The sequence below is a fragment of the Vibrio sp. qd031 genome (assembly GCF_002100145.1).
GTDB lineage: Bacteria > Pseudomonadota > Gammaproteobacteria > Enterobacterales > Vibrionaceae > Vibrio.
In genome coordinates this window covers 114,373-134,618 of sequence record NZ_JXQD01000001.1, presented here as the reverse complement: position 1 = coordinate 134,618, position 20,246 = coordinate 114,373, and the positions used below count along the sequence as shown (strand labels likewise).

At 45.0% G+C, this 20,246-nt stretch carries 15 protein-coding genes and 1 pseudogene; 7 read left to right on the top strand and 9 right to left on the bottom strand.

Annotated elements, in window-relative coordinates; genetic code table 11:
• The first annotated feature begins 75 nt into the window (after positions 1–75).
• From ST37_RS00570 to gltS, 3 genes and pseudogenes are all read left to right on the top strand, one after another.
• The gene (locus ST37_RS00570) at positions 76–1,941 is read left to right on the top strand and encodes a methyl-accepting chemotaxis protein (protein ID WP_084882498.1); all 1,866 of its coding nucleotides are present in this window, start codon (positions 76–78) and stop codon (positions 1,939–1,941) included.
• Positions 1,942–2,481: 540 nt separating this feature from the next.
• Positions 2,482–2,787, top strand: coding sequence for an isoamylase early set domain-containing protein (locus ST37_RS00560; protein ID WP_084882494.1), 306 nt, complete (start codon positions 2,482–2,484; stop codon positions 2,785–2,787).
• 265 nt (positions 2,788–3,052) lie between these two features.
• Positions 3,053–4,282: pseudogene (gltS, locus tag ST37_RS00555) on the top strand (sodium/glutamate symporter).
• A gap of 205 nt (positions 4,283–4,487) precedes the next feature.
• On the opposite strand, the gene ST37_RS00550 reads toward gltS, so the two are convergent.
• Together ST37_RS00550 and ST37_RS00545 are read right to left on the bottom strand one after the other, a co-directional pair.
• The gene (locus ST37_RS00550; RefSeq protein WP_084882491.1) at positions 4,488–5,702 is read right to left on the bottom strand and encodes an MFS transporter; all 1,215 of its coding nucleotides are present in this window, start codon (positions 5,700–5,702) and stop codon (positions 4,488–4,490) included.
• Positions 5,703–5,709: 7 nt separating this feature from the next.
• Positions 5,710–6,051, bottom strand: a complete 342-nt coding sequence (locus ST37_RS00545; protein WP_242426160.1) for a hypothetical protein — start codon at positions 6,049–6,051, stop codon at positions 5,710–5,712.
• 366 nt (positions 6,052–6,417) lie between these two features.
• Between ST37_RS00545 and ST37_RS00535 the strand changes: the two genes are divergently transcribed.
• Positions 6,418–6,714, top strand: a complete 297-nt coding sequence (locus ST37_RS00535; protein WP_084882487.1) for a hypothetical protein — start codon at positions 6,418–6,420, stop codon at positions 6,712–6,714.
• A 104-nt stretch (positions 6,715–6,818) separates the two neighbouring features.
• On the opposite strand, the gene ST37_RS00530 is transcribed toward ST37_RS00535, so the two are convergent.
• On the bottom strand, positions 6,819–8,279 hold the full coding sequence (locus ST37_RS00530; RefSeq protein ID WP_084882484.1) for a DUF3360 family protein: 1,461 nt from the start codon (positions 8,277–8,279) through the stop codon (positions 6,819–6,821).
• 374 nt (positions 8,280–8,653) lie between these two features.
• On the opposite strand from ST37_RS00530, the gene ST37_RS00525 reads away from it, so the two are divergent.
• Positions 8,654–11,206 carry a DUF294 nucleotidyltransferase-like domain-containing protein gene (locus tag ST37_RS00525; RefSeq protein ID WP_084882482.1) on the top strand — a complete coding sequence of 851 codons (2,553 nt, stop codon included), beginning with the start codon at positions 8,654–8,656 and terminating at the stop codon, positions 11,204–11,206.
• 100 nt (positions 11,207–11,306) lie between these two features.
• Here the strand turns inward: ST37_RS00525 and ST37_RS19890 are convergent, their stop codons facing one another.
• The 6 genes from ST37_RS19890 to ST37_RS00500 form a co-directional block, all read right to left on the bottom strand.
• Complete coding sequence (locus ST37_RS19890) at positions 11,307–11,477, bottom strand: hypothetical protein (RefSeq protein ID WP_172400898.1); 171 nt, start codon at positions 11,475–11,477, stop codon at positions 11,307–11,309.
• Positions 11,478–11,774: 297 nt separating this feature from the next.
• The gene (locus ST37_RS00520; protein ID WP_084882479.1) at positions 11,775–12,779 is read right to left on the bottom strand and encodes a substrate-binding domain-containing protein; all 1,005 of its coding nucleotides are present in this window, start codon (positions 12,777–12,779) and stop codon (positions 11,775–11,777) included.
• Positions 12,780–14,591 (bottom strand): methyl-accepting chemotaxis protein, encoded by a 1,812-nt coding sequence (locus ST37_RS00515; RefSeq protein WP_084882477.1) that lies wholly within the window; start codon positions 14,589–14,591, stop codon positions 12,780–12,782.
• Positions 14,592–14,729: 138 nt separating this feature from the next.
• Positions 14,730–15,737: an Ldh family oxidoreductase gene (locus ST37_RS00510; protein WP_084882475.1), complete on the bottom strand. Its 1,008-nt coding sequence runs from the start codon at positions 15,735–15,737 to the stop codon at positions 14,730–14,732.
• Between the two features lie 62 nt (positions 15,738–15,799).
• On the bottom strand, positions 15,800–16,816 hold the full coding sequence (locus ST37_RS00505; RefSeq protein ID WP_084882472.1) for a zinc-binding alcohol dehydrogenase family protein: 1,017 nt from the start codon (positions 16,814–16,816) through the stop codon (positions 15,800–15,802).
• Positions 16,817–16,829: 13 nt separating this feature from the next.
• On the bottom strand, positions 16,830–18,299 hold the full coding sequence (locus ST37_RS00500; RefSeq protein WP_084882470.1) for a mannitol dehydrogenase family protein: 1,470 nt from the start codon (positions 18,297–18,299) through the stop codon (positions 16,830–16,832).
• A gap of 329 nt (positions 18,300–18,628) precedes the next feature.
• On the opposite strand from ST37_RS00500, the gene ST37_RS00495 reads away from it, so the two are divergent.
• Both ST37_RS00495 and ST37_RS00490 read left to right on the top strand, forming a co-directional pair.
• Complete coding sequence (locus ST37_RS00495; protein WP_084882468.1) at positions 18,629–19,588, top strand: sugar kinase; 960 nt, start codon at positions 18,629–18,631, stop codon at positions 19,586–19,588.
• 12 nt (positions 19,589–19,600) lie between these two features.
• Complete coding sequence (locus ST37_RS00490) at positions 19,601–20,245, top strand: bifunctional 4-hydroxy-2-oxoglutarate aldolase/2-dehydro-3-deoxy-phosphogluconate aldolase (RefSeq protein WP_084882466.1); 645 nt, start codon at positions 19,601–19,603, stop codon at positions 20,243–20,245.
• Position 20,246: the final 1 nt, after the last annotated feature.

Genomic DNA, 20,246 nt, shown 5'->3' with positions numbered 1-20,246 from the left:
CGATTCCCCTCATTATTGTTGGTGCTAAGCCGATATAGACGTAGCAAAAACTAAAACAATAATTAGGAACATGCTATGAAGTTTAAAAGCAAAGTTGTCACACTTACTGCAGCACTATTAATAGGCACAATTGGCCTACTTTCCACCAAAGCTTTTTTTGATTCCAAAGAATCTATACAAAATCAACTCATCAATAGCACCGAAGAAATTGTCGAGAGTGTGAGCCAAACGGTCAACAGCGAAATGGAAGCTAAGCGAGCATTTTCGCAATACGTTACGCAGCTTTTATCCAACGCTACCAATGACGCTGAAATTCGTAATATTATTGATCAACCTCAGCTCACCAGCCAGTTTATCGTTACCGCTCTTGGGTTTGAACATGACGGTCATATTGTAGAAAATGACCCCACTTGGGATCCAATCGATTATGACTCGCGAACACGTCCGTGGTACCAAGAAGCAAAATCGACTCGTGAGCAAATCATTACAAAACCTTATATCGACATTGCTACCGGTGACGTCATCGTCTCTATTGCACAATCTGTCTATCAAAATGGTGAATTTATTGGTGTTTCGCTATCCGACGTATCGCTCGCATACCTATCGGAAGTCACTAACAGAGTCAATATGAGCGCTTTAGGAAGCATGGTACTGGTTAATAAAGAAGGGATATTGCTAGGCCATAAGAATTCAAGTCTTATTGGCAAGCAAGTCTCTGATATCGCGCCAAATGTTAAGCTTGAGAATCGCGCCCAACAGACCGTAATTGATGGTCAAAAATACCTCATCAACTTTGCAGATGTACCTAATACCAACTGGAAAGTAGGGATAATGATGCAAGAAGATAAAGTGTTCGCGCTAATTGCTAACATGCGAAATAACTCTCTTGCGATCGCTTTAGTTGCCATAATCGCAAGCATGCTAATTTTACTTATGGTGTTGTCACACTTAATGAAACCGCTTAATAACCTAAGCGATGCAATGGATAACTTAGCCAGTGGTGAAGGCGATTTAACCCAGCAACTCGCCACCGATACAGACGAAGAGTTTGCAAAAATTGCTGTAAGTTTTAACCGCTTCGTTGGCTCGCTAAAGATTAATATTTCTCAAACCAAACATATCAGCAGCCAACTAATAGAAAGCGCACAACAGTCTACAAACAATGCTCTCAAAACCACTTCAGCAACCGAAGTGCAACTTGCTGAAATCGAACAACTGGCAACAGCAATGCATCAAATGGCAACCAGTAGTGGCGAAGTTGCCGACAATGCACAAAGTGCAGCAAGTGCCACCAAAGAAGCCGACCAAGCAACAACGGTAGGAACTGAAGTGGTTCAAAACACGACGGAATCTATCAGCCGACTTGCACTTCGAATAGATCAAGCTGTGGACGAAATCGTTGGTTTAGAAGCGGCCACAGAAAATATTGAAAGTATTATTAAGGTGATCAACGATATCGCTGACCAGACGAATCTACTTGCACTTAATGCCGCTATCGAAGCTGCAAGGGCCGGAGAGTCAGGCAGAGGCTTTGCTGTAGTTGCCGACGAAGTACGAACTCTTGCTCACCGTACGCAACAATCGACCACGGAAATTCGCACCATGATTGAGCAATTGCAATCGGGTACTCACTCTGTAGCAAACGCGATGAATCATAGTAAAACCACCGCCAGTGACACCGTCTCAAAAGCCAGCGAAGCAAACATTGCGCTAAACCGAATTCGCGATGCGATCAGTGATATCAACAGCATGAACTTGCAAATTGCATCGGCAGCAGAAGAGCAAAGCCTGGTCGCAGAAGAAATAAATAACAACACTCTGAAAATTAAAGGACTGTCTGAAAACGTGTCGGATGGAGCAAATTCAGCAAAATCGACAGCTCAAGAGCAAACGGCTTTAGTTAAGGAGCAGCAACACATTTTGGGTCGCTTTATCGTCTAACTAAGCGACCAATTAGTGAATTTCCTAAAAAGCCTTTCAATTGAAAGGCTTTTTTTATGAATCACTGAATGAGTTCAGTGTACATCTCTAGCTTTCCCAACAAAGTCGTGTTTATACCAATCGAAGTAATTAGCTGGTCAGAAAATTGCAATAGAAAAATCGCTGAGAACAACGCAAAGATTGCCATAGGCAGTTGTTCTACCTACAAAATCTTTAACTCCGTTATCAGTGATTTTAACGAGCAAGAATGATCTGGCAATTGCTTTGGTTGGTATTCCCCGTCTATTGCACGTAGGCTCACTGAGTTAACAAAGACATCCAATTAAGATACTGCGCTCCTGATATGTCATGCAAATGCAAAATATCAGTTGTAACGTGCACCAATTACGCTCAAAAACCCGCCTGGTTGCACGATAAATGAGCGTGAAAACTGTAATTCTTTACCATAACAGATGAAAATGCCCTAGTTTATGTGGTATTTATTTTGCTAGGTTCTACTAATTAAAACGATTTAACTTACGACGACTCTGAGGATAGACAATGTTTACTAAGAAGTTTTTTAAGACGAAAGACGAAGTTGAAGTCACCTTTCAATGGCCAAAAGGTGAGTCTGACATTTCTAGCATCGCGGTATGCGGCGAGTTTAACGACTGGCAACCTACTCCAATGAAACTTAACAGACAAAAAGTGTTTACAACTAAAATTCGAGTGCCGAAGAACAGCCAAGTTCAGTTCCGCTACCTAATCAACGAAGAACAGTGGGAAAATGACGGCCAAGCCGACAGCTATGTCTGGAATGAGTTTGGTTCTGAAAACAGTGTTATCGATACGGTCGCAAACGCCTAGCGTATCGCTTCATACAAGCGATGATGCGCAATCGAGCAATACTCATTAACGAGTAAACCTTTTCATCAGTCTCCCCATTCTGGTTTGATCGCTCGTAAATACTGCAGCCAAGGTGTCTAGACCCCTTGGCTTTTTTGTTGCTTGTTTTCATGATGGTAACAAACGATTCAGCAAGTTAAATCGTTGCACTATACTCATTGAAATGCATAGCCTTATTTCGCTTTTTGCACTTCACGTTAAACAATCAGACTTTTAGGAATGGTAAATGGAATTTGAAAATAACGTCCTTCAACTTGGCTCTTTTTTTGCCATTACCATAGGGATAATGGTGCTTTTTATCGGGCGTAGGCTAAATCAAGTGGTGGGAGTTCTGAAAGAACTCAGTATTCCAGAACCGGTTTCTGGAGGGTTATTGGTGTCCATTGCATTTGCAGTTTTGTACTGGACCACGTCTATTGAAGTCTCTTTTGACATGACCGCTCGGGATGTTTTACTGGTGTAATTTTTTACCACTATTGGTATTAACGCCAGCCTAAAAGACCTTGTAAAAGGTGGAAAGCCACTGATCATTTTATTGGTCATCACCATCGGCTTTATGCTGGCACAAAACGTAGTGGGTATTTCGATTGCGACCATGTTCGGTCTCGAGCCTGTGTTCGGGCTATTAAGTGGCTCTATTTCACTCATAGGTGGACACGGTACCGCTATTGCTTGGGCCCCCCGCGTTGGTGAAGAGTTTGGTTTAGAAAGCGCAATGGAAATTGGCATCGCCAGTGCAACATTTGGTTTTATTCTGGCCAGTTTAATGGGTGGCCCGATTGCCAAACTCTTAATTAAGAAGCACGGACTTGCCGCCGAGAAAACAGACGCAGAGCAATTCCCACAAGACAACGTGGACGCAGAGCAAACACCAAAAATGAACTCGTTCGACTTTTTGGATGCCGTACTAGCGATTCATATCTGTGTTGTTATCGGTACCATACTCAATGAGTTAGTCAGTCAAGCGGGTTTGCAGTTGCCTCTTTTTGTTAGCTGTTTATTTGCTGGTATCATTTTAACCAACTTAGTTCCCAACACCTACCCACGCATTACTGGTACTAAATGGCCTACTCGTACCGCCGCCATTGATCTACTCGCAGACATTTCGTTGGGTACATTCTTAGCCATGTCTCTTATGAGTATGCAGCTTTGGACGTTGGTCGATCTCGCCGGACCTATTTTTGCCATTTTGGCCATGCAATTGATGCTAGCAGTATTAGTTAACATTTTCATTGTATTCCCCGCGATGGGCAAAACCTATGATGCGGCATTAACTAGTGCCGGTTTTGGCGGAATATCTCTTGGCTCTACACCAACAGCGATGGCAAATATGTCAGCGGTAAGCCACACGTACGGCTACTCGGCACAGGCTTTCATAGTAGTTCCTTTGGTGTGTGCATTCTTTATCGACTTAGCAAATGCATTCATCATTCCATTTTTCATGGGGCTTCTATAGATTCCCCAATTTTCGATGTCTTAGAGGGTAATCTTCCCCCTTCACTTTGCGCGTATGGACATTGATTATTTCCAACAGCTCAATGACCCAAATGGACAAATCGTTGGCGAATATCTTTTATCTTCCCTCGCCCACCTTCTTTTAACCCAACTTGACGACATTTGTAAGTGAGGCGTTCTGGAGAAAAGCGTGTACTGCATATTGGTTAGGAAAGACTGCCAGCCAGCCTAGGTAAAGGCTTATCGTTAATCGGCAAATGCACTACTGCGGCAATAAGTGCCAGAGCGACTGTTGACCACCATATCGGTTGGTAGGAACCATAGTAGTCATAGATCAATCCCCCAGCCCATGCCCCTAAAAAGCTGCCCACTTGGTGAGTAAAAAACACCAGCCCATACAGCGTAGATAGATACTGCGCCCCAAATATTTGCCTTACCAGACCAGAGGTTAGCGGGACGGTGCCTAACCAAACAAAACCGATAGCCCCACCAAATATCGCAGCGCTAAATTGAGTGATAGGTAACGTCACAAATCCGGCAATAATCGCTGCTCGCAAAAGATACAGTACAAACATAACGTGACGTTTGTTAAATCGATCCGCCATCATGCCCCAAAAATAGCTGCCAAATATGTTAAATATCCCCACATAGGCAAGCGCTAGCGCAGCACTCGATGCAGGCAGGTCTTTGTCTGCCAAATAGCTAGGAAGATGCGTTGCAATAAACATTACGTGGAAGCCACACACAAAAAAGCCTAAGTGAATTAACCAGTAACCTTTGTGACGAAATGCTTCCTGCAACGCTTGCTTTAAGCTTACTGTGCTTGCAGAGTTTACTCCACTTACTTCACGGCGAGCCGATGAGCTTTTGATAAAAAAAGCAAACGCTACCATCACCGTGCAAAGCATCGCAAATACTTGCATTGCGCCCTGCCAGCCAAACTCGCTCAGCAACGCTTGTGCGCCAGGGATCATTGCAAACATACCAAATGACCCAGCAGCAGTAGTAAGGCCAAACGCTTTTGCAGCGTGTTGTGCTGGAACCACTTTTGCCACAACGCCCAAAATAATTACGTAACTGGTGGCACTTAACCCTAAACCCACTAGCGCGCCAAGCGATACATAAACAACCGCTGCCGACGTGGTAATCGAGGTGATATACAAACCTGTTGCGTACGCTATCGCGCCCAAAATAACAATGCGCTTTGCTCCAAACCTATCGGCGGCCATACCAACCATTGGCTGGAAAACACCGAACAGTAGGTTCTGTAGCGCGATAGCAAAACTAAAAAATTCTCGACCGCTGCCAAAATGATCCGAAATAGGCAGCATGAATATACCAAATGACTGCCTGACGCCTAAGCTCACAATAAGTATACCAATGCCAATCCATACCATTGGTGGAAATCTAAAAATGCTCATAATGATCCTAGTGATAGTGAATATGTTTGCCCATGTGCATATCCATAGGCGAGTGAGAGTTTATGTCTTCATGTTGATGACAGCCCGCAGCCATTGCTTGCTCTGCAAATAAATCTAATAACGGTTGACAATGATGGACTGAAAATAGGCTTACACTTAAAACCACCAACCAACGAGCTACTTGCGCGCTCATTGCCTGTGATTTAAAAAGCCAAAGTGGTGATTGTGTCAACATTGTAGAAATTAAGTGCATAACAAAAGCGGTAGCAAACTGAGGGCGCGAAGTATAAGAATAGCAACCAGCAGATACAAATGATAAAAAGACAATAACTTTATGACTAATATGCATAGTGACACGTTAACTCTATGCGCAAGAGGCAATTTCATTGCTGCACATTTGACGCTAAACATCGCACACCCAATCGATTGCAGGATTAATAACCACTATTTTTATCAACGCAATATCAAAAAGACTCAAATGTTCTAAATCAACCATCGAGATCACATGATTCAATAGAATTTCTGTAGGGCGAGTCTTTCCATTACCGTACAATGTAAGGCATGCAATCAGCAGAGATCTTCGACTGAACAGCTTGACCATGTCAGTACAAGACTTGTTAACGTTGAGAGATACAGCGCATGAGTTCGTTAGAAAGAGTTGAGGGACAACTCGGACGGTAAAAAACATAAATAACGCCAACCAAGGACAGGTACTATGAACCAAATTACCAAAGCACACCCAACCACCAATCCCTTCGTAATCGGCTTTTTTAGCTTCGCACTACTTACTATCATCGGTATTCTAGGCTATTTGTGGCCAGCCATTCAGATCACGCTCGACTATATGGCTGTTTCTAATGCAATCAAAGACGCTGCCGCTCAAAGTACTATGGGCGAGTTCGTCGTCATAGAGCTGCAACGTATACTTCCTTTAGCTTACGCTAAGGCAGGTGCAATCTGTATTCCAGCGCTTGTCGCTACTCTGTGGTGTTACAGGAAAGCACTTAAGTAAAGCGTTCGTTTGAACTGGCAGTGTGACAGCTGCCATTCTCGTCCCCAACGTTGGGACAAAAAAAAGCACCGAACACTATCGGTGCTTTTTGCGATCTATCTTGTTTAGTTTCCGATAATAGCTGGAATACCAGGAAGTTGGCCAACCAGTGCTAGCGACCCGACGCAAATAACAAATGCAATGCCTGGGATTAAGTACTTATCCTGAGCTGAAAGCGTTTTGGCACGCTCATGGTCGCCTATCAAACCCATGTTATCGAGCAACATAGTTGTTGCCCAACCAAATACTGGGTTTACGAACGCACAAGCAAAAATACAGATACCCGCACTCAGTGAATCTTTATGTTTGTGGATCATTTGCATTCCCGCTTCAAGTAGCGGCAAGAACACACCCACAATCAAAGCAACGCGTAATACTGGCTCCCACATGGCAAGATCCATTGGGTAACCTAATACCGACGCCATAATACACATAAGACCGGTCAGCAATGCACCACCTGGTATAGGGCGCTTAGCGATGGCGGCTGGGATCATATAGGTTCCCCACGATGACGCTAAGTTACCGCCACCAAGGAACGAGCCCACACCTTGTCGAATTGACGCCCCCATCATAGTGTCATCCACATCCATCAGTACGCCTTTGGCTTCTTTTGGATAGTTCAACTCTTGGAATACGCGGTGCCCTAAATAGTCTGGAGACCACATTGCAACAGCCAATAACGCAAATGGAACCACAGCAACAAAGTGCTCTAGAGTCGGCCAACCAAGTTTCCAACCGGTATCCTCACCCCACCAGTAAAATGGACTAAAATGCGGTAAACCTGGCGCTGTACTAAACGAAAAATCCGCGCCCAACACATAGGCAACAATTCCAGCTAATGCAGAACACAGTGGGATCGCCAGCCAACGCTTATTGATCTTGGCTAGATAGGCATACACCATTACCGTTACGCCAATGACCGCAAACGAAATGTAACCTTGATCCGTGCTGCTCGCCCATGCCTCTGTTTTGTTGATTTGCCCAATAAGACCCACTGCTCCCAAATAGATCAGTAAGCCCCCCCGTACCCCTACACCAGTAAGGGTCATTAACTTTGATCCCCCTTTGGTATAGGCAAGGATAAGGCCAAACACACACACCATGATGCCCAGTGCGAGTGGGTGTCCTCCTGCTGCCGCAATCAGAGGGATCAATGGAATCATCGGGCCATGCGTACCCGCTAAGTTGGCATTAGGGTTTAAGATGGCCGAGAACAATATTACAAACAGCGCGCCTGCAATTAGGAGTTCATAACGGACGTTTTCAGCCACAAATTCTGGCGATAAACCAAACTGAGCAGCAAACGCCGCCACCATTGCCGTTACCATGACCACTTTACCAATTGTTGCCGCCAAAGCTGGCACCCAATCTTCAATCTCCACACTATAATCACGTGAAGGTAAATGAATACCCCAACGCTTAAAGCTCATAATTTTTAGGTCATGGTTTAAAAATTCTTCCCTGCTTTCAAAATCTTGCGCTTTCTTGCGCATATCTCTATAAAATGTCTTTCCAGATTTAGACATGTAACATTTCCTTATTAGGCTTCAAAGCAAAGCGTTCACTGCTCAGTCTCACTTGCGCTCGGTATACCAACCTTCAGCTGATACGAGACGACATCCCAGACGCTACCTTGCATCTCCATTTTTATTTAAATAAAGAGGAGACAGACAGTGTGCTAGCTTATTAATGAATACGGTGACCAACCATTTTCGGTCACTGAACGTGCGTCAATCGCACTAGAGGCAGTCTAAAGAAACATTTTGTAACAGAAATTGACTTAGATTATTTTAGGGGATGAAGTACGGGTGTATTGTAGTATTAATAAACAGAGTTGCTACTTGGCGCACACTTTTTGTGTGTTAGTTAATCGTCAAACTGAGCGAGATATAGCTGCACGATGAAAATATCAGAACACGCTGCGCGCACAGAAGCATTGTTTGGCGTCCGGGGAGAAGATATCCATAAATGGATTGACGGTTTTTTTGATCATGATGGTAAAGATCATGCCCAGCACATGGCTAAACAACTGGACTACGACCCATTTGACCACCGCCGTTTTCGTCACTGCAAAGAAGCACTAGGCGAAGCGTATCGCGAATTTGGTGGGCGCTACACTCAACAACAAATAAAAGATGTTTTCGAAACCCACATAAAAGATGACTACGAAGGCTACTTACCTGGTAGAGCGGATTTTGAAAATGGCACGTTTACTGCCAAGTATCACGATAGAACTCATAGCGACTCCATAGAAGAAGTACTCGATGAACGAGAACTTGCAGACTATTTTGATGGACTGCATCATCAACAACCGAGCGCCAGTCATCCACTAAAGCATTTTAGCTACCGTATTGTCCTGCCTACCATTGCTGCGATTATTCTGTTTATCACATCGATTATTTATGTGATTGTGCCATTGGTCGAAGACTCCATGGTTGAACAAAAACGGCAAATGCTTAGAGAGTTGACCTCTGCAGCCGTGAGCATCGTAGACAGCTATGTCGAACTGGAACAGCAAGGCGTTTTAGCCAAAGAAAGCGCGCAAACTAAAGCCGCGCTTGAAATAAAAACCATGCGATACGGTCCAGAAAACAGCGATTACTTTTTTATTACCGACATGCACCCCAAAATGGTCATGCACCCCAACCGCAATGACTTAACCGGCCAAGACCTTACCCACTATAGTAACGACGCTCAAGATAACGGCCCGTCGGTTTTTGTTCGGATGGTTCAATTGGTGAACGAAAGCCAACAAGGCTTTCTTGAGTATCCATGGCAATGGAAAGACGACCCCACCCTAACCGCCCCTAAAATGACGTACCTTGAAGGCATCGAAGAGTGGGATTGGATCATCGGTACTGGCGTGTATATCGAAGATGTTGAGCAAGGCATTGCCAAGTTAGAAAATACCATGTCACGTATCTTCGTCGTGATTACGATTGGTTTGATAGCGTTGATGAGCTACGTTATTAACCAATCTCGCAGGAGTGAGCTGAAGAAAAAACGTGCCGAACTTGCGTTGCATGAGGCAAAAGATCGGTATAGAGCCTTAGTCGAGTCCTCCAATGAAGGATATATATTAGAGGCGGATGGACAGGTACTGTTCTCGAACACGCGCCTGAGACAGTTATTGGGGTACCAACAAGACGACCTCAAATCGAACACGATTTGGGAGAAGCTGTTTTCTACAGCGCCGCACAATACCAAAGTTGTTGAACACTTATTAAAACTCTTCAAGCAGCAAGCTGAGCCGGGTGAGTTCGAAGCTCAACTGCAAACAAAGCAAGGACAACACATAGATATCATTCTCACCACATCCAAGATTTTCCTTGCCGAAAAACTGGGTCATGTTGTGAGCTTTCGACCTATAGTCCGTAAAATATATGGCACCAGCGTTACGCCAACCTCGTTATTGAGCAGTAACGCAGACCAGACGATTGTCGATCAAATACAGCAGGCGGAAATGCACAGCGAGGTGATGGAGTCCCTCAATCAGTTAGCGGATCAGATTCGATACAAAATTGAAGTGGGTACAAGGCCGCATCACCTGCGCAACCTTATTGGCTCAACCTATGATGCCGCTATTTGTCGTTTTATCGAGTTAACCATCGAAGACATTGGCGAGCCACCTGTCCCCTTTTCTTTCATTAGCTTTGGCAGCAACGCTCGTCACGATATGACGCTGTTCTCCGATCAAGATAATGCCATCGTTTTTGAAACTCCCAACGATAGCGACTTAAAGTCAATTCGCCGTTACTTCTTGCATTTAGCCGAAAAGGTCTGCGCCCTCCTTAATCAAGCCGGTTATCGCTACTGTGACGGACTGATCATGGCTTCTAACCATCAGTGGTGCTTAAGCCAACAAGAGTGGAAGCAAAACTTCAGTAACTGGATTGAACGTGCAACTCCCGACACAATCTTGGAACTCAATGTCTTTTTTGACATTCGCTCAACCTATGGGCACGCCACTTTGGTTGATGGTATTCAGACTCACATACAAACTGTGTTAGCTAAGCAAACCGAGTTCCTACCGATATACTCACTCAACTGTCTTTCCTATCATGTACCGCTTGATGGCAGTGGCCAATTAATCACACAGCAGTATGAAGGGATAACTTCGATTAATCTTAAAGATTGTCTTCGACCTATGGAGATATTTTGTCGATTATATGCTTTGCATTTTGATATCCGTGAGGTAAGCACCATCGAGCGACTAAAACAGCTCCACACGCGGAATCTGTTTGGCGCCGAAACACTGCGAGAAATGATTTATTTATTTGACCATATATGGAACTTAAGATTTATGAATCAGTTAGTTGAATACACTGATTTGCGAAAAGTTAATGATGTCCTTGCCATCGATGAACTGACGACAGTTGAACAGCAGAATCTTAAAAACGTGCTCAATCGAATGCAGCAATTAGAAAAAATGGTGCTACGGGACTTCAGTTAAGTCATTAAAAAGCAGGTGGTTAACGTGGCAACCTCATGGGGTGCCAGTCGCTAATAAATGTGCCGTCAATCTACTGATGACACCGCAACCTACATAACCTTCAACCAAACGAAAAGTCTAACTCTAAAGGCGTGACTGGCTCTGTATCGAAGTAATAAGTTTCTTCAATGGAGTCAGGTTGTTGATCATAAGCACGGGTAGAATCTGGCTGACTACAACCAGTAAAAACAATACAGGCCATAACAATACTGAACACCGAATTACTATCCATACATCACTCCTTACACACTGTAAATCACACGTATGTCCAAACTCTAAAGTTAGCTGAAGTATCCTTGCGACAACGGCTCCAACCCCAAGCTTTTGCAGCGATCCGTTTCTGTCGCAATAGCATGTTGATTTTCTATAAAGAATTAGTGGTTTCAACCAGCATTGCGATCATTTCGCACCCGGCTATTATAGCGTTTCTGTTCGTTCAAAACCTTGCTAAAGCTATCAAAATTAATGGGATTCTATTGACTTACGAACGACAAATTTGAGTCGATATCACATTGCTAAAAAAGAGAGGTCAACTTCGTTTGATTACCGACTTCCTCTCCACCAGTGTTGGTTTAAATTCGTGTGTCATACCCGCTTTTACAGGCATACCTGACTCTAATTCCAACGCGAGTTGTGCAGCACAGGTTGCCATATGTGAAATTGGGTACTCCATAGTGGTGAGTTTTGGATAGAGATGACCTGCAATGTATTCATTATCAAAGCCAATGACAGATACTTGTCGGGGCAATGATATCCCATGGTCTTGCAAACACTCTAACGTACCAGACGCCATCGAATCGTTATAGGTCGCGATCGCCGAGTATCGTTTACCTGAATGGATTAATGCTGTGGTTGCGACTCGCCCTCCCTCATCGGTTGGTTCGCCGAAGTAGACGTTATTAATGTCAAAGCGTAAGCCCGCATTGTCCATTGCCGCTTTGTATCCTTGCAAGCGCTCTCTTGCATCCGGGATGTCTTCATTTGAACACACATACGCTATCTGTCTATGTCCTTTGGCAATAAGTTCATTGCATGCGTCTAAGCTGCCTTGGAAGTTATTTAGGTATAGACACCGCTCACGGGCCGTGGGTAAATCACGATTAATGAGCACTAAGGCCGGTGCTTCCTGGCAATACTTGCTGAGTACATCATCGCTTAGACCTTTTGAGTGCGCAACAATAGACTGACAACCATTACTTAATAACAGCTCTAGCATCTCTTTCTCTTGGTGCGCATCGTGGTAACCATTGGCCACTAATACATGTCTGCCATTTTGACGCGCAACATTATCAACGCCTTTGACGAGTGCGCCAAAAAAAGGAACACCAACGTCCGAAACCAACACACCTATTGTCTCGGATTTGCTTCTCACTAAGGCTTTTGCCATCGCATTTTTTCGATAACCTAACTGCCTAACGGCATTGTGTACTGCGTTGTAGGAATGCACACTGATTTGAGGCGAGTTGTTCAACACCCGTGAAGCAGTCCCTACCGATACACCGGCTAATTTAGCGACGTCTTTAATCGTGGGCATTTACGCCTCCTTTTCAATCTTAAATCGGCCAACCAACGCGTCTAACTGACGATTTCTGTCCAGCAAAGTATGAGTGTTGTTCACGGCAGCCTGACTATTGGCTTCTAACTCAGACACAACAGAATAGAGCGTATGCATATTCCTATTGATCTCTTCACTCACCTGTTTTTGTTCGCTAGCAGATAGAGCTACGGAGTCGTTAAGGTCGGTGAGTTGACGAACTGCCGCGGTGACATCATCAAGGTCTCGACTGATTTGATTGGTACTGATGGAGGTGCTCTTACTGCTGGATTTGGTTTCTTCAAGCGCTTGCACTACTTGATGACTGCCTTTCTCAAGTTTTGCCAGCATGGCGCTTATTTGTTCGGTACTTTGCTGGGTTCTGGCAGCCAGTGCTCGAACTTCATCGGCAACCACTGCAAAGCCTCTACCTTGCTCACCCGCCCTCGCGGCTTCAATTGCTGCGTTAAGCGCCAAAAGATTGGTTTGCTCTGCTATACCACCAATAACATTGAGCACTTCAGAAATGTCTGCCACATCGTCAACCATGCTGCCCACCGAGTTAGACATGTTCTCCATTTCTAAAGTCAGTGAATCTACGTTTGTTACTGCGTGCTCGACACTTTGTTGACTGCGTTTACTCACCGTCATTGCATGGTTGGTGACGCTCGCGGCTTCACTGGCTATAGTTGCGACACCATCAGCAGCTGTACTCATTTCGGTGATCGCGGTGACCGCTTTCTCGATCTCTTGGTTATGTGTGACTGCTTGTTGCTGATTGGAAGACACTCGACCTTCTAACTCATTTGCTTGTTGTGCAACGCTTTTGCTGGTGAGTTTTACCTGCTGCATCAACGACTGCAAGTTAGATACAAAGCTATTTATGCTGGCAGAAATACGGCCAATATCATCCGAGCTGTGGACCTCCAGTCGCTTAGTGAGATCAGCCTCTCCCGACCCTAATTCTTCAATGAGTTGACGCAAAGCAATGATTGGCCTGTAGGTCACATTGAGCGCCACTAGCCCCAAGCCGATGAATACCACTCCACACACCAAGCTGAGCAGCGCCACTTTTACCACTAGCGCGTCAGTATGACTATAAATGTATTGTTGGTTAAGATAGCCATGAAGTGCCCAAGTACTATCACCGACAGCAATCTGTTTTGTGATCAACGGCTGTTGGCGTGTGTCACTGTCCTCGAGAAATGCCACGCTAGAGAACAGCAACTTACCATCGGCGGTGAGCAGTTCTAGCCCTCCAGCATCAGAATGAATGGCCTCTAAACTGGTTAAAATTGGCTGTAGATCGACTTCGAATATGTCGATACCACCAGAACTGTCTATGGACGCTATTGCGATCGTCATAATCAGCCTATCGTCAACATGTTCTACGTACCGTATTGACGATCCCTGTTCTACTTGCGTCGCAATAGCTTGGTAGTGCTGTTCTTGCAGCGGGTTAAATTCTAAATAGGTCGGAGCTAAACCCGCTTGATACTCTCTGCTTGGGTCGGGAGAGAACACCGAGCCATACATCACTTTAATAATTCTATAAAAGCCAGACGAATCGAGTACCTGAGCCATGTTAGACAGGTTTAATGGGATACTGTTGGCAAGCTTTACTGCCGACTGTAATTCCACTTCGACCCGCTCAGAGACTAAATCTAATTGCGTTTGAATTTGTTGACTATCGTTGGCGTAAAAATCTTTCTCTACCAACGTTCTCGCGCTTATAAAAGACGCGAAAATGGATAACAACAACAGTAGTACCATTACCGACAGTATTTTGTTTCTAAACGATAGTTTTCTCATCAATTCGATCCCTCAAGCCGTTTTAGGTAAAAAAAGGCCACGCCCTGAAGACTATCGATCAAAGCGCGGCCAAAATGTAGAGAGTCCCCCTCTACGGAACATATCTAAAAAAACAGTGAAACACCTACCCCCTAAGTTTTACCCTTTTAGATACTGATACACCCCCTCAGCAACCGGAATACCCTCGGCTTCACATTTAGCTTTATACGCCACTTGTGGATCATTTGGTGCCATGACTTTTTCAACACCTGGTACCGGTTTAACTGCGCGAAGCTCACTGGTCATCATCGCCATGGTCGCAGCGAACAGCGGCGTACCTAATTTGGTTGGGTCGATAATGATCACTAGGCTTGCGAGTTTACGCATCTTGTCGTAGTCGCCATACATACGGATAATGTGATTGCCGTAGTTGGCCCCCATCAAGACGCCAGTAAGTGCATCAATCGCCAGTGCAATGCCCGACCCTTTGTGCTGGCCAAATGGCAGTAAATTTTCAACCTTGTGGGGATCGGTGGTCATGTGACCTTCTTTATCAATCGCTAGATTTGGACCAATCTCGGTGCCCGTTTCTTTGGCGTGCAACAATTTGCCAAATGCCGTTGCGCTGGTCGCCATATCAACAATCATTGGATGGCTACCTTCAACCGGGAATCCGAACGCGATTGGGTTGGTACCCAAGAAACGCTCAGCACCACCATGCGGGGCCACACAGGTATCGGTTTGTGTCATGCCAATGGCAATCATGCCTTCGCGAGTGGCTTGTTCCATAAAATAGGACAGTGCGCCGCAATGAGAGGTGTTTTTCACACTAACAAAACCTAATCCGGTTTCAGCGGCCATCTCAATGCCGTGCTCAGTAGCCGCTATCAACGCTGAATGTCCCATACCGTCATCTGAATCAAGTACCGCTACCGACGGTGAAATCTGATCGATTGAAAAAGACGCGTGTTTGTTTAAGCCACCTGTTGTAAGGCGTTTACAGTAATGCTCGACACGCATTACTCCATGTGAGTGAACACCTGTCATGTCTGCGTGAACCAGTACGTCCGTCACTTCCTGTGCAGTCTTATCGTCTAAACCTGCAGCGACCAATTTCGTCAACGCAAGATCTCTTAACTCGGCTTCTTTCACTAATGTCATCGACATACTTCTATCCTTTGTTTTTATGATGCGGCGCAAGCGCCGCTTATTGTTTGATAACGTCTGAATTAAAAATTGATCACGCCTTTGACCAGCGACGTGTTTTCAACGACATCTTGCTTATAGTTCAAGCCAAAGCTGTGAAAATCGTACTCTTTGTTCTTCATGATGGTTTCCGAAATCTTGCCTTGCGCCATGAGTTCGATAACACGTTCAAAGTCCTGACGTGTTGCATTGCGACTGCTCAGAAGCGTCGTTTCTTTCTTATGGAAAGTTGGATCGTCCATCACCAAATCACCAATGTACAAACCGATAAACACTATCTTGCCACCATGACGAATCAGCTCTACCGCTCGACTCATCGAGCCTTTGTTGCCCGTTGCGTCCATCACCACACAAGGTAAGTCACCACCAAATGCGTTACGAAGTTGTTCTTGGTAGTCATCGACAAGTGGGTCAAGTGCAACAACATCAAGAGATTGCGCTACTTTGTCGCGTCTTACGTCAGACACATCAGCAACAGCGACCGTCGCTCCTTCGGCTTTTGCAATAGCTGCCGCTGCTAAACCAATTGGACCGGCCCCTACAACCAGTACATTGTTGCGCGGCGTAATTTCTGCGCGTCGAACTGCGTGAGCGCTGATGGCAAAACACTCTACCAACGCGCCTTGAGAGTCACTCACACTGTCCGGTAGCTCCACTAAGTTATCTTCATAAACCGCCAAGTACTCACTAAAGCCACCATCTTGATGCACGCCGTACAAAGAGACGTCTTCACAACAGTTGGTTTTGCCATCGCGACATGCGGCGCAAACGCCACAAGGGATACATGGGATAACCGAGTAGCGTTTTCCGGCAGTGGCAGACGCGACTTTTTCACCCACTTTGATCACTTCACCCGAGATTTCATGGCCCAATACACGTGGGTAAGAAAAGAACGGCTGACGTCCAGCATAGGCGTGAATGTCGGTTCCACAGATTCCAACCGAACGAATTTTAAGTAGCACTTCGTTATCTTGGATTTGAGGAATGTCGCGTTCGATGTATTCAATCGAGTTTGGTTCGTTACAAATTAGTGTTTTCATATCAGACTCTTACTTAAATTTTTGCTAAAGAATCGACAACATAAGCGATTCCGTGATGTTCAATAGCGTCAAACGCTTCCATAACCGCTTGTGTAAATTGCGGATTGGTTTGCGCGTGGTCGCCAAAAATTTTGTCAATCGACAATAGAGCGTGTGCTCGTTTCTGCGGTGTCGTATGGGTTTCGCAAATCGAGGCATAGGTTTCTGCTAGTGGGTCTGCAATGGCCTCTTTGTTAACAACTTGAGCGATGGTGTAATGCATCCACCCTGCAATTAAGGTGGGTAAGCAGGCAAAGTCCACTTCGCGCTTTTGCAGCTCTAGTAGTGGATCGAGTGCTCGTTGAGGTAGCTTCTGTGAGCCGTCCATCGCGATTTGTGCCGTTTTGTGTTTGATGTTGCTATTGCTAAAACGCGCAATCAACAGTTCGGCGTATTGCTGTAAATCGACTTTTAACTCATCACTTAACGAACGCGCTTGTTCGTCAAGCATCAAGCGAAGCGTTGTTGCTCGGAGTTTTTCATCCTGCATGCATTGAAAAATAAATTCATACCCAGCAAGACTGCCGTTGTAAGCCAAAAATGAATGGCTACCATTTAGCATGCGCAATTTCATTTCTTCGTAGGGCAATACGTCGTTAACAAACATCGCCCCAGCGATCGACCAATCAGGACGTCCCGCAACGAAGTTGTCTTCAATGACCCACTGGCGAAAATCTTCGGTCACAACACCACATGGGTCGCGATAACCCGTTTTTCTTTCAATCACATCAAACTGATCGTCGGTCATAGCAGGTACGATTCTGTCTACCATCGTGCTAGGAAAAGACACATTGCTTTCAATCCACTTTGCCAGTTCAGCATCACGCTGCTTAGCAAATGAAAGCACGGCATTTTTGGTTAACACTCCATTTTCAGGAATGTTGTCGCAAGACATCACGCTAAAAGGAGCAAGATTGTTTTGCATACGTTGAGATAGCGCCTCTGTAATAAGGCCAATCGCTGATTGAGGTTGGTGTGGTTGCGCTAAATCATGAGCGATCAAAGAGTTGTCTACATCAAGTGAGCCCGATTGTGGATCGACGCAGTAGCCTTTTTCGGTAATGGTCAGCGATACGATTTTAACTTGAGGTTCGACCATTTTATCAATAGCCGCTTGAATGCCCGTTTTAGGCGTATGGATCTGCTCGCAAACAGTACGAACCACACGAGAAACCGTATTGGTTGATGAAGTCTCAACGACCGTGAATAGACCCTGCTGGTGTGTTAAGTCATCTATAAGGTTCGCTGAACCAAACATGTTTATCTCACATATTCCCCACGGCTCATCTGACTGGTCATTTGTGAGGTCGTTATACACAGCTTGGTGTCCGCGATGGAATGCGCCAAATCCGATATGAACAATATTACTGCTTAATATTGAGCGATCATACGTGGTGGTTTCATCGTAATTTGCGTTAACCACATCCCTATCCAAAACAGTCATCTTATACCTTTTCATTAAAATTGATTAACCAATGATGAATTTATACTCTTTAGAACGACCATTTGCAGTGATTATTGTCACACTTAGAGAACCAATACCAAAAAATGGCTGACCAATATAGTTTTTTGGCTAATTAATGCGCAAATATATCGTTCGAAGATTATGCCATAGCCTACACAATTAGCCACCCGGCCCCTTATTAAATAAAGTGTGAGCTGACACATACACCTAAATCGCATTTTGGTTGACCAAAAAAGACTGGTTGTTTACTATCTGAATCAGTTGAATAAGTAATAAGCAGTTATTAAGAATTTATAGGTGAAATTTGTATGCTAAATAGTAAAAGCGGCCAACAGGTACCAGCAGAAATCCTTAGTTTTGGTGAACCGATGTTCGAATTCAGTCAAATGAAAGATGTAGCACTGGGTCAGGCAGACTTTTTAAGTGGGTTCGGGGGGGACGCCTCTAACTTTGCCATTGCCGCAGCAAGGCAAGGCGCTAACGTCGGGATGCTTACGCACGTAGGTAACGATGAATTTGGAAAGCGATTCATTGACCTTTGGACAAAAGAGCGCGTATCTACCCACAATGTCCAAGTAAAGTCGAACCAACATACCGGTGTTTACTTCATTACTCATGACGATCAAGGACACCACTTTTCGTTTTTAAGAAAGAACAGTGCCGCAAGTTTAATTACCCCTGACCAACTTCCTTTAGAGCAGATTGAAGCGGCCAAGTTATTGCACGTTACTGCGATTACCCAAGCTATCAGCAGCAGCAGTTGTGATTCTGTGTTTGCCGCAATTGAGGCGGCAAAGCAAAGCAACACATTAGTGTCCTATGATACGAACCTGCGTTTAAAACTGTGGTCACTGGCAAGAGCAAGAGCCGTCATTAACGAAACGGTCAAAATGGTCGACATCTGCTTCCCTAGTATTGATGAAGCGCAGTTAATCACAGGGCTTACACACGCCGACGACATTATTGACCACCACTTAAAGCTAGGGGCAAAAGTTGTGGTCCTCAAGCAAGGCAGCGATGGCGCCACCGTAGCAGACGAGCAACAGCGTATTCACGTGTCACCTCATAAAGTTACCCCTGTTGACGCTACCGCGGCTGGCGACTCTTTTGCAGGATCATTTTGTACCCACTTTGTGAGAGGAGCATCGCTCGAGCAAGCACTATTGCACGCCAATGCTACGGCTTCTATCACAATCACTGGCTACGGCGCTGTCGCCCCCCTACCAACCCTTGAGCAGGTAGAAAACCGACTTTTAGAATCTAAATAAGGAAAGCAAATCATGGAGCTCCAAACCAAACAACTCGTTAAGCAACTTAAGCAATTTAAAGTTGTTCCCGTTATCGCCATTGATAGTGCACTGGATATACTGCCTTTGGGCGAGCAACTTGCTAACAACGGCCTACCTGTCGCAGAAATTACCTTTCGATCAGAGGCGGCAGTCGAAGCCATTCGCTTATTACGTGATGCCCAGCCCGAAATGTTGATTGGTGCCGGTACGGTTCTTAACGAGCAGCAAGTGATTGCGGCAAAAGAGGCAGGCGCAGACTTTATCGTTTCACCTGGGCTTAACCCAACCACCGTAAAAGCGTGCCAAAAGCATGGAATAGTCATTGTTCCTGGTGTAAACAACCCTTCTCAAGTCGAGCAAGCTTTAGAGTTAGGTGTTTCAACTCTCAAATTTTTCCCTGCAGAAGCCTCTGGTGGTTTACCAATGTTAAAATCACTGCTTGGACCCTATAGCCAAATTCAAGTTATGCCTACCGGCGGTATAAGTGCCAGCAATATTCAACAGTATCTCGACTTACCTGCGGTGCTTGCATGTGGGGGAACTTGGATGGTCGATAAAGGGTTAGTCAATAAAGGCGAATGGGGTGAGATTGGTCGTCTCATTCGCGAAATAGTTCAGCAATTAAAGGATGCTTAAC

Excerpts from the sequence above, each read along its gene's own strand:
- ST37_RS00570 (WP_084882498.1), top strand. The coding sequence starts at position 76 with ATGAAGTTTAAAAGCAAAGTTGTCACACTTACTGCAGCACTATTAATA.
- ST37_RS00560 (WP_084882494.1), top strand. The coding sequence starts at position 2,482 with ATGTTTACTAAGAAGTTTTTTAAGACGAAAGACGAAGTTGAAGTCACC.
- ST37_RS00550 (WP_084882491.1), bottom strand. The coding sequence starts at position 5,702 with ATGAGCATTTTTAGATTTCCACCAATGGTATGGATTGGCATTGGTATA.
- ST37_RS00545 (WP_242426160.1), bottom strand. The coding sequence starts at position 6,051 with ATGCATATTAGTCATAAAGTTATTGTCTTTTTATCATTTGTATCTGCT.
- ST37_RS00535 (WP_084882487.1), top strand. The coding sequence starts at position 6,418 with ATGAACCAAATTACCAAAGCACACCCAACCACCAATCCCTTCGTAATC.
- ST37_RS00530 (WP_084882484.1), bottom strand. The coding sequence starts at position 8,279 with ATGTCTAAATCTGGAAAGACATTTTATAGAGATATGCGCAAGAAAGCG.
- ST37_RS00525 (WP_084882482.1), top strand. The coding sequence starts at position 8,654 with ATGAAAATATCAGAACACGCTGCGCGCACAGAAGCATTGTTTGGCGTC.
- ST37_RS19890 (WP_172400898.1), bottom strand. The coding sequence starts at position 11,477 with ATGGATAGTAATTCGGTGTTCAGTATTGTTATGGCCTGTATTGTTTTT.
- ST37_RS00520 (WP_084882479.1), bottom strand. The coding sequence starts at position 12,779 with ATGCCCACGATTAAAGACGTCGCTAAATTAGCCGGTGTATCGGTAGGG.
- ST37_RS00515 (WP_084882477.1), bottom strand. The coding sequence starts at position 14,591 with ATGAGAAAACTATCGTTTAGAAACAAAATACTGTCGGTAATGGTACTA.
- ST37_RS00510 (WP_084882475.1), bottom strand. The coding sequence starts at position 15,737 with ATGTCGATGACATTAGTGAAAGAAGCCGAGTTAAGAGATCTTGCGTTG.
- ST37_RS00505 (WP_084882472.1), bottom strand. The coding sequence starts at position 16,816 with ATGAAAACACTAATTTGTAACGAACCAAACTCGATTGAATACATCGAA.
- ST37_RS00500 (WP_084882470.1), bottom strand. The coding sequence starts at position 18,299 with ATGACTGTTTTGGATAGGGATGTGGTTAACGCAAATTACGATGAAACC.
- ST37_RS00495 (WP_084882468.1), top strand. The coding sequence starts at position 18,629 with ATGCTAAATAGTAAAAGCGGCCAACAGGTACCAGCAGAAATCCTTAGT.
- ST37_RS00490 (WP_084882466.1), top strand. The coding sequence starts at position 19,601 with ATGGAGCTCCAAACCAAACAACTCGTTAAGCAACTTAAGCAATTTAAA.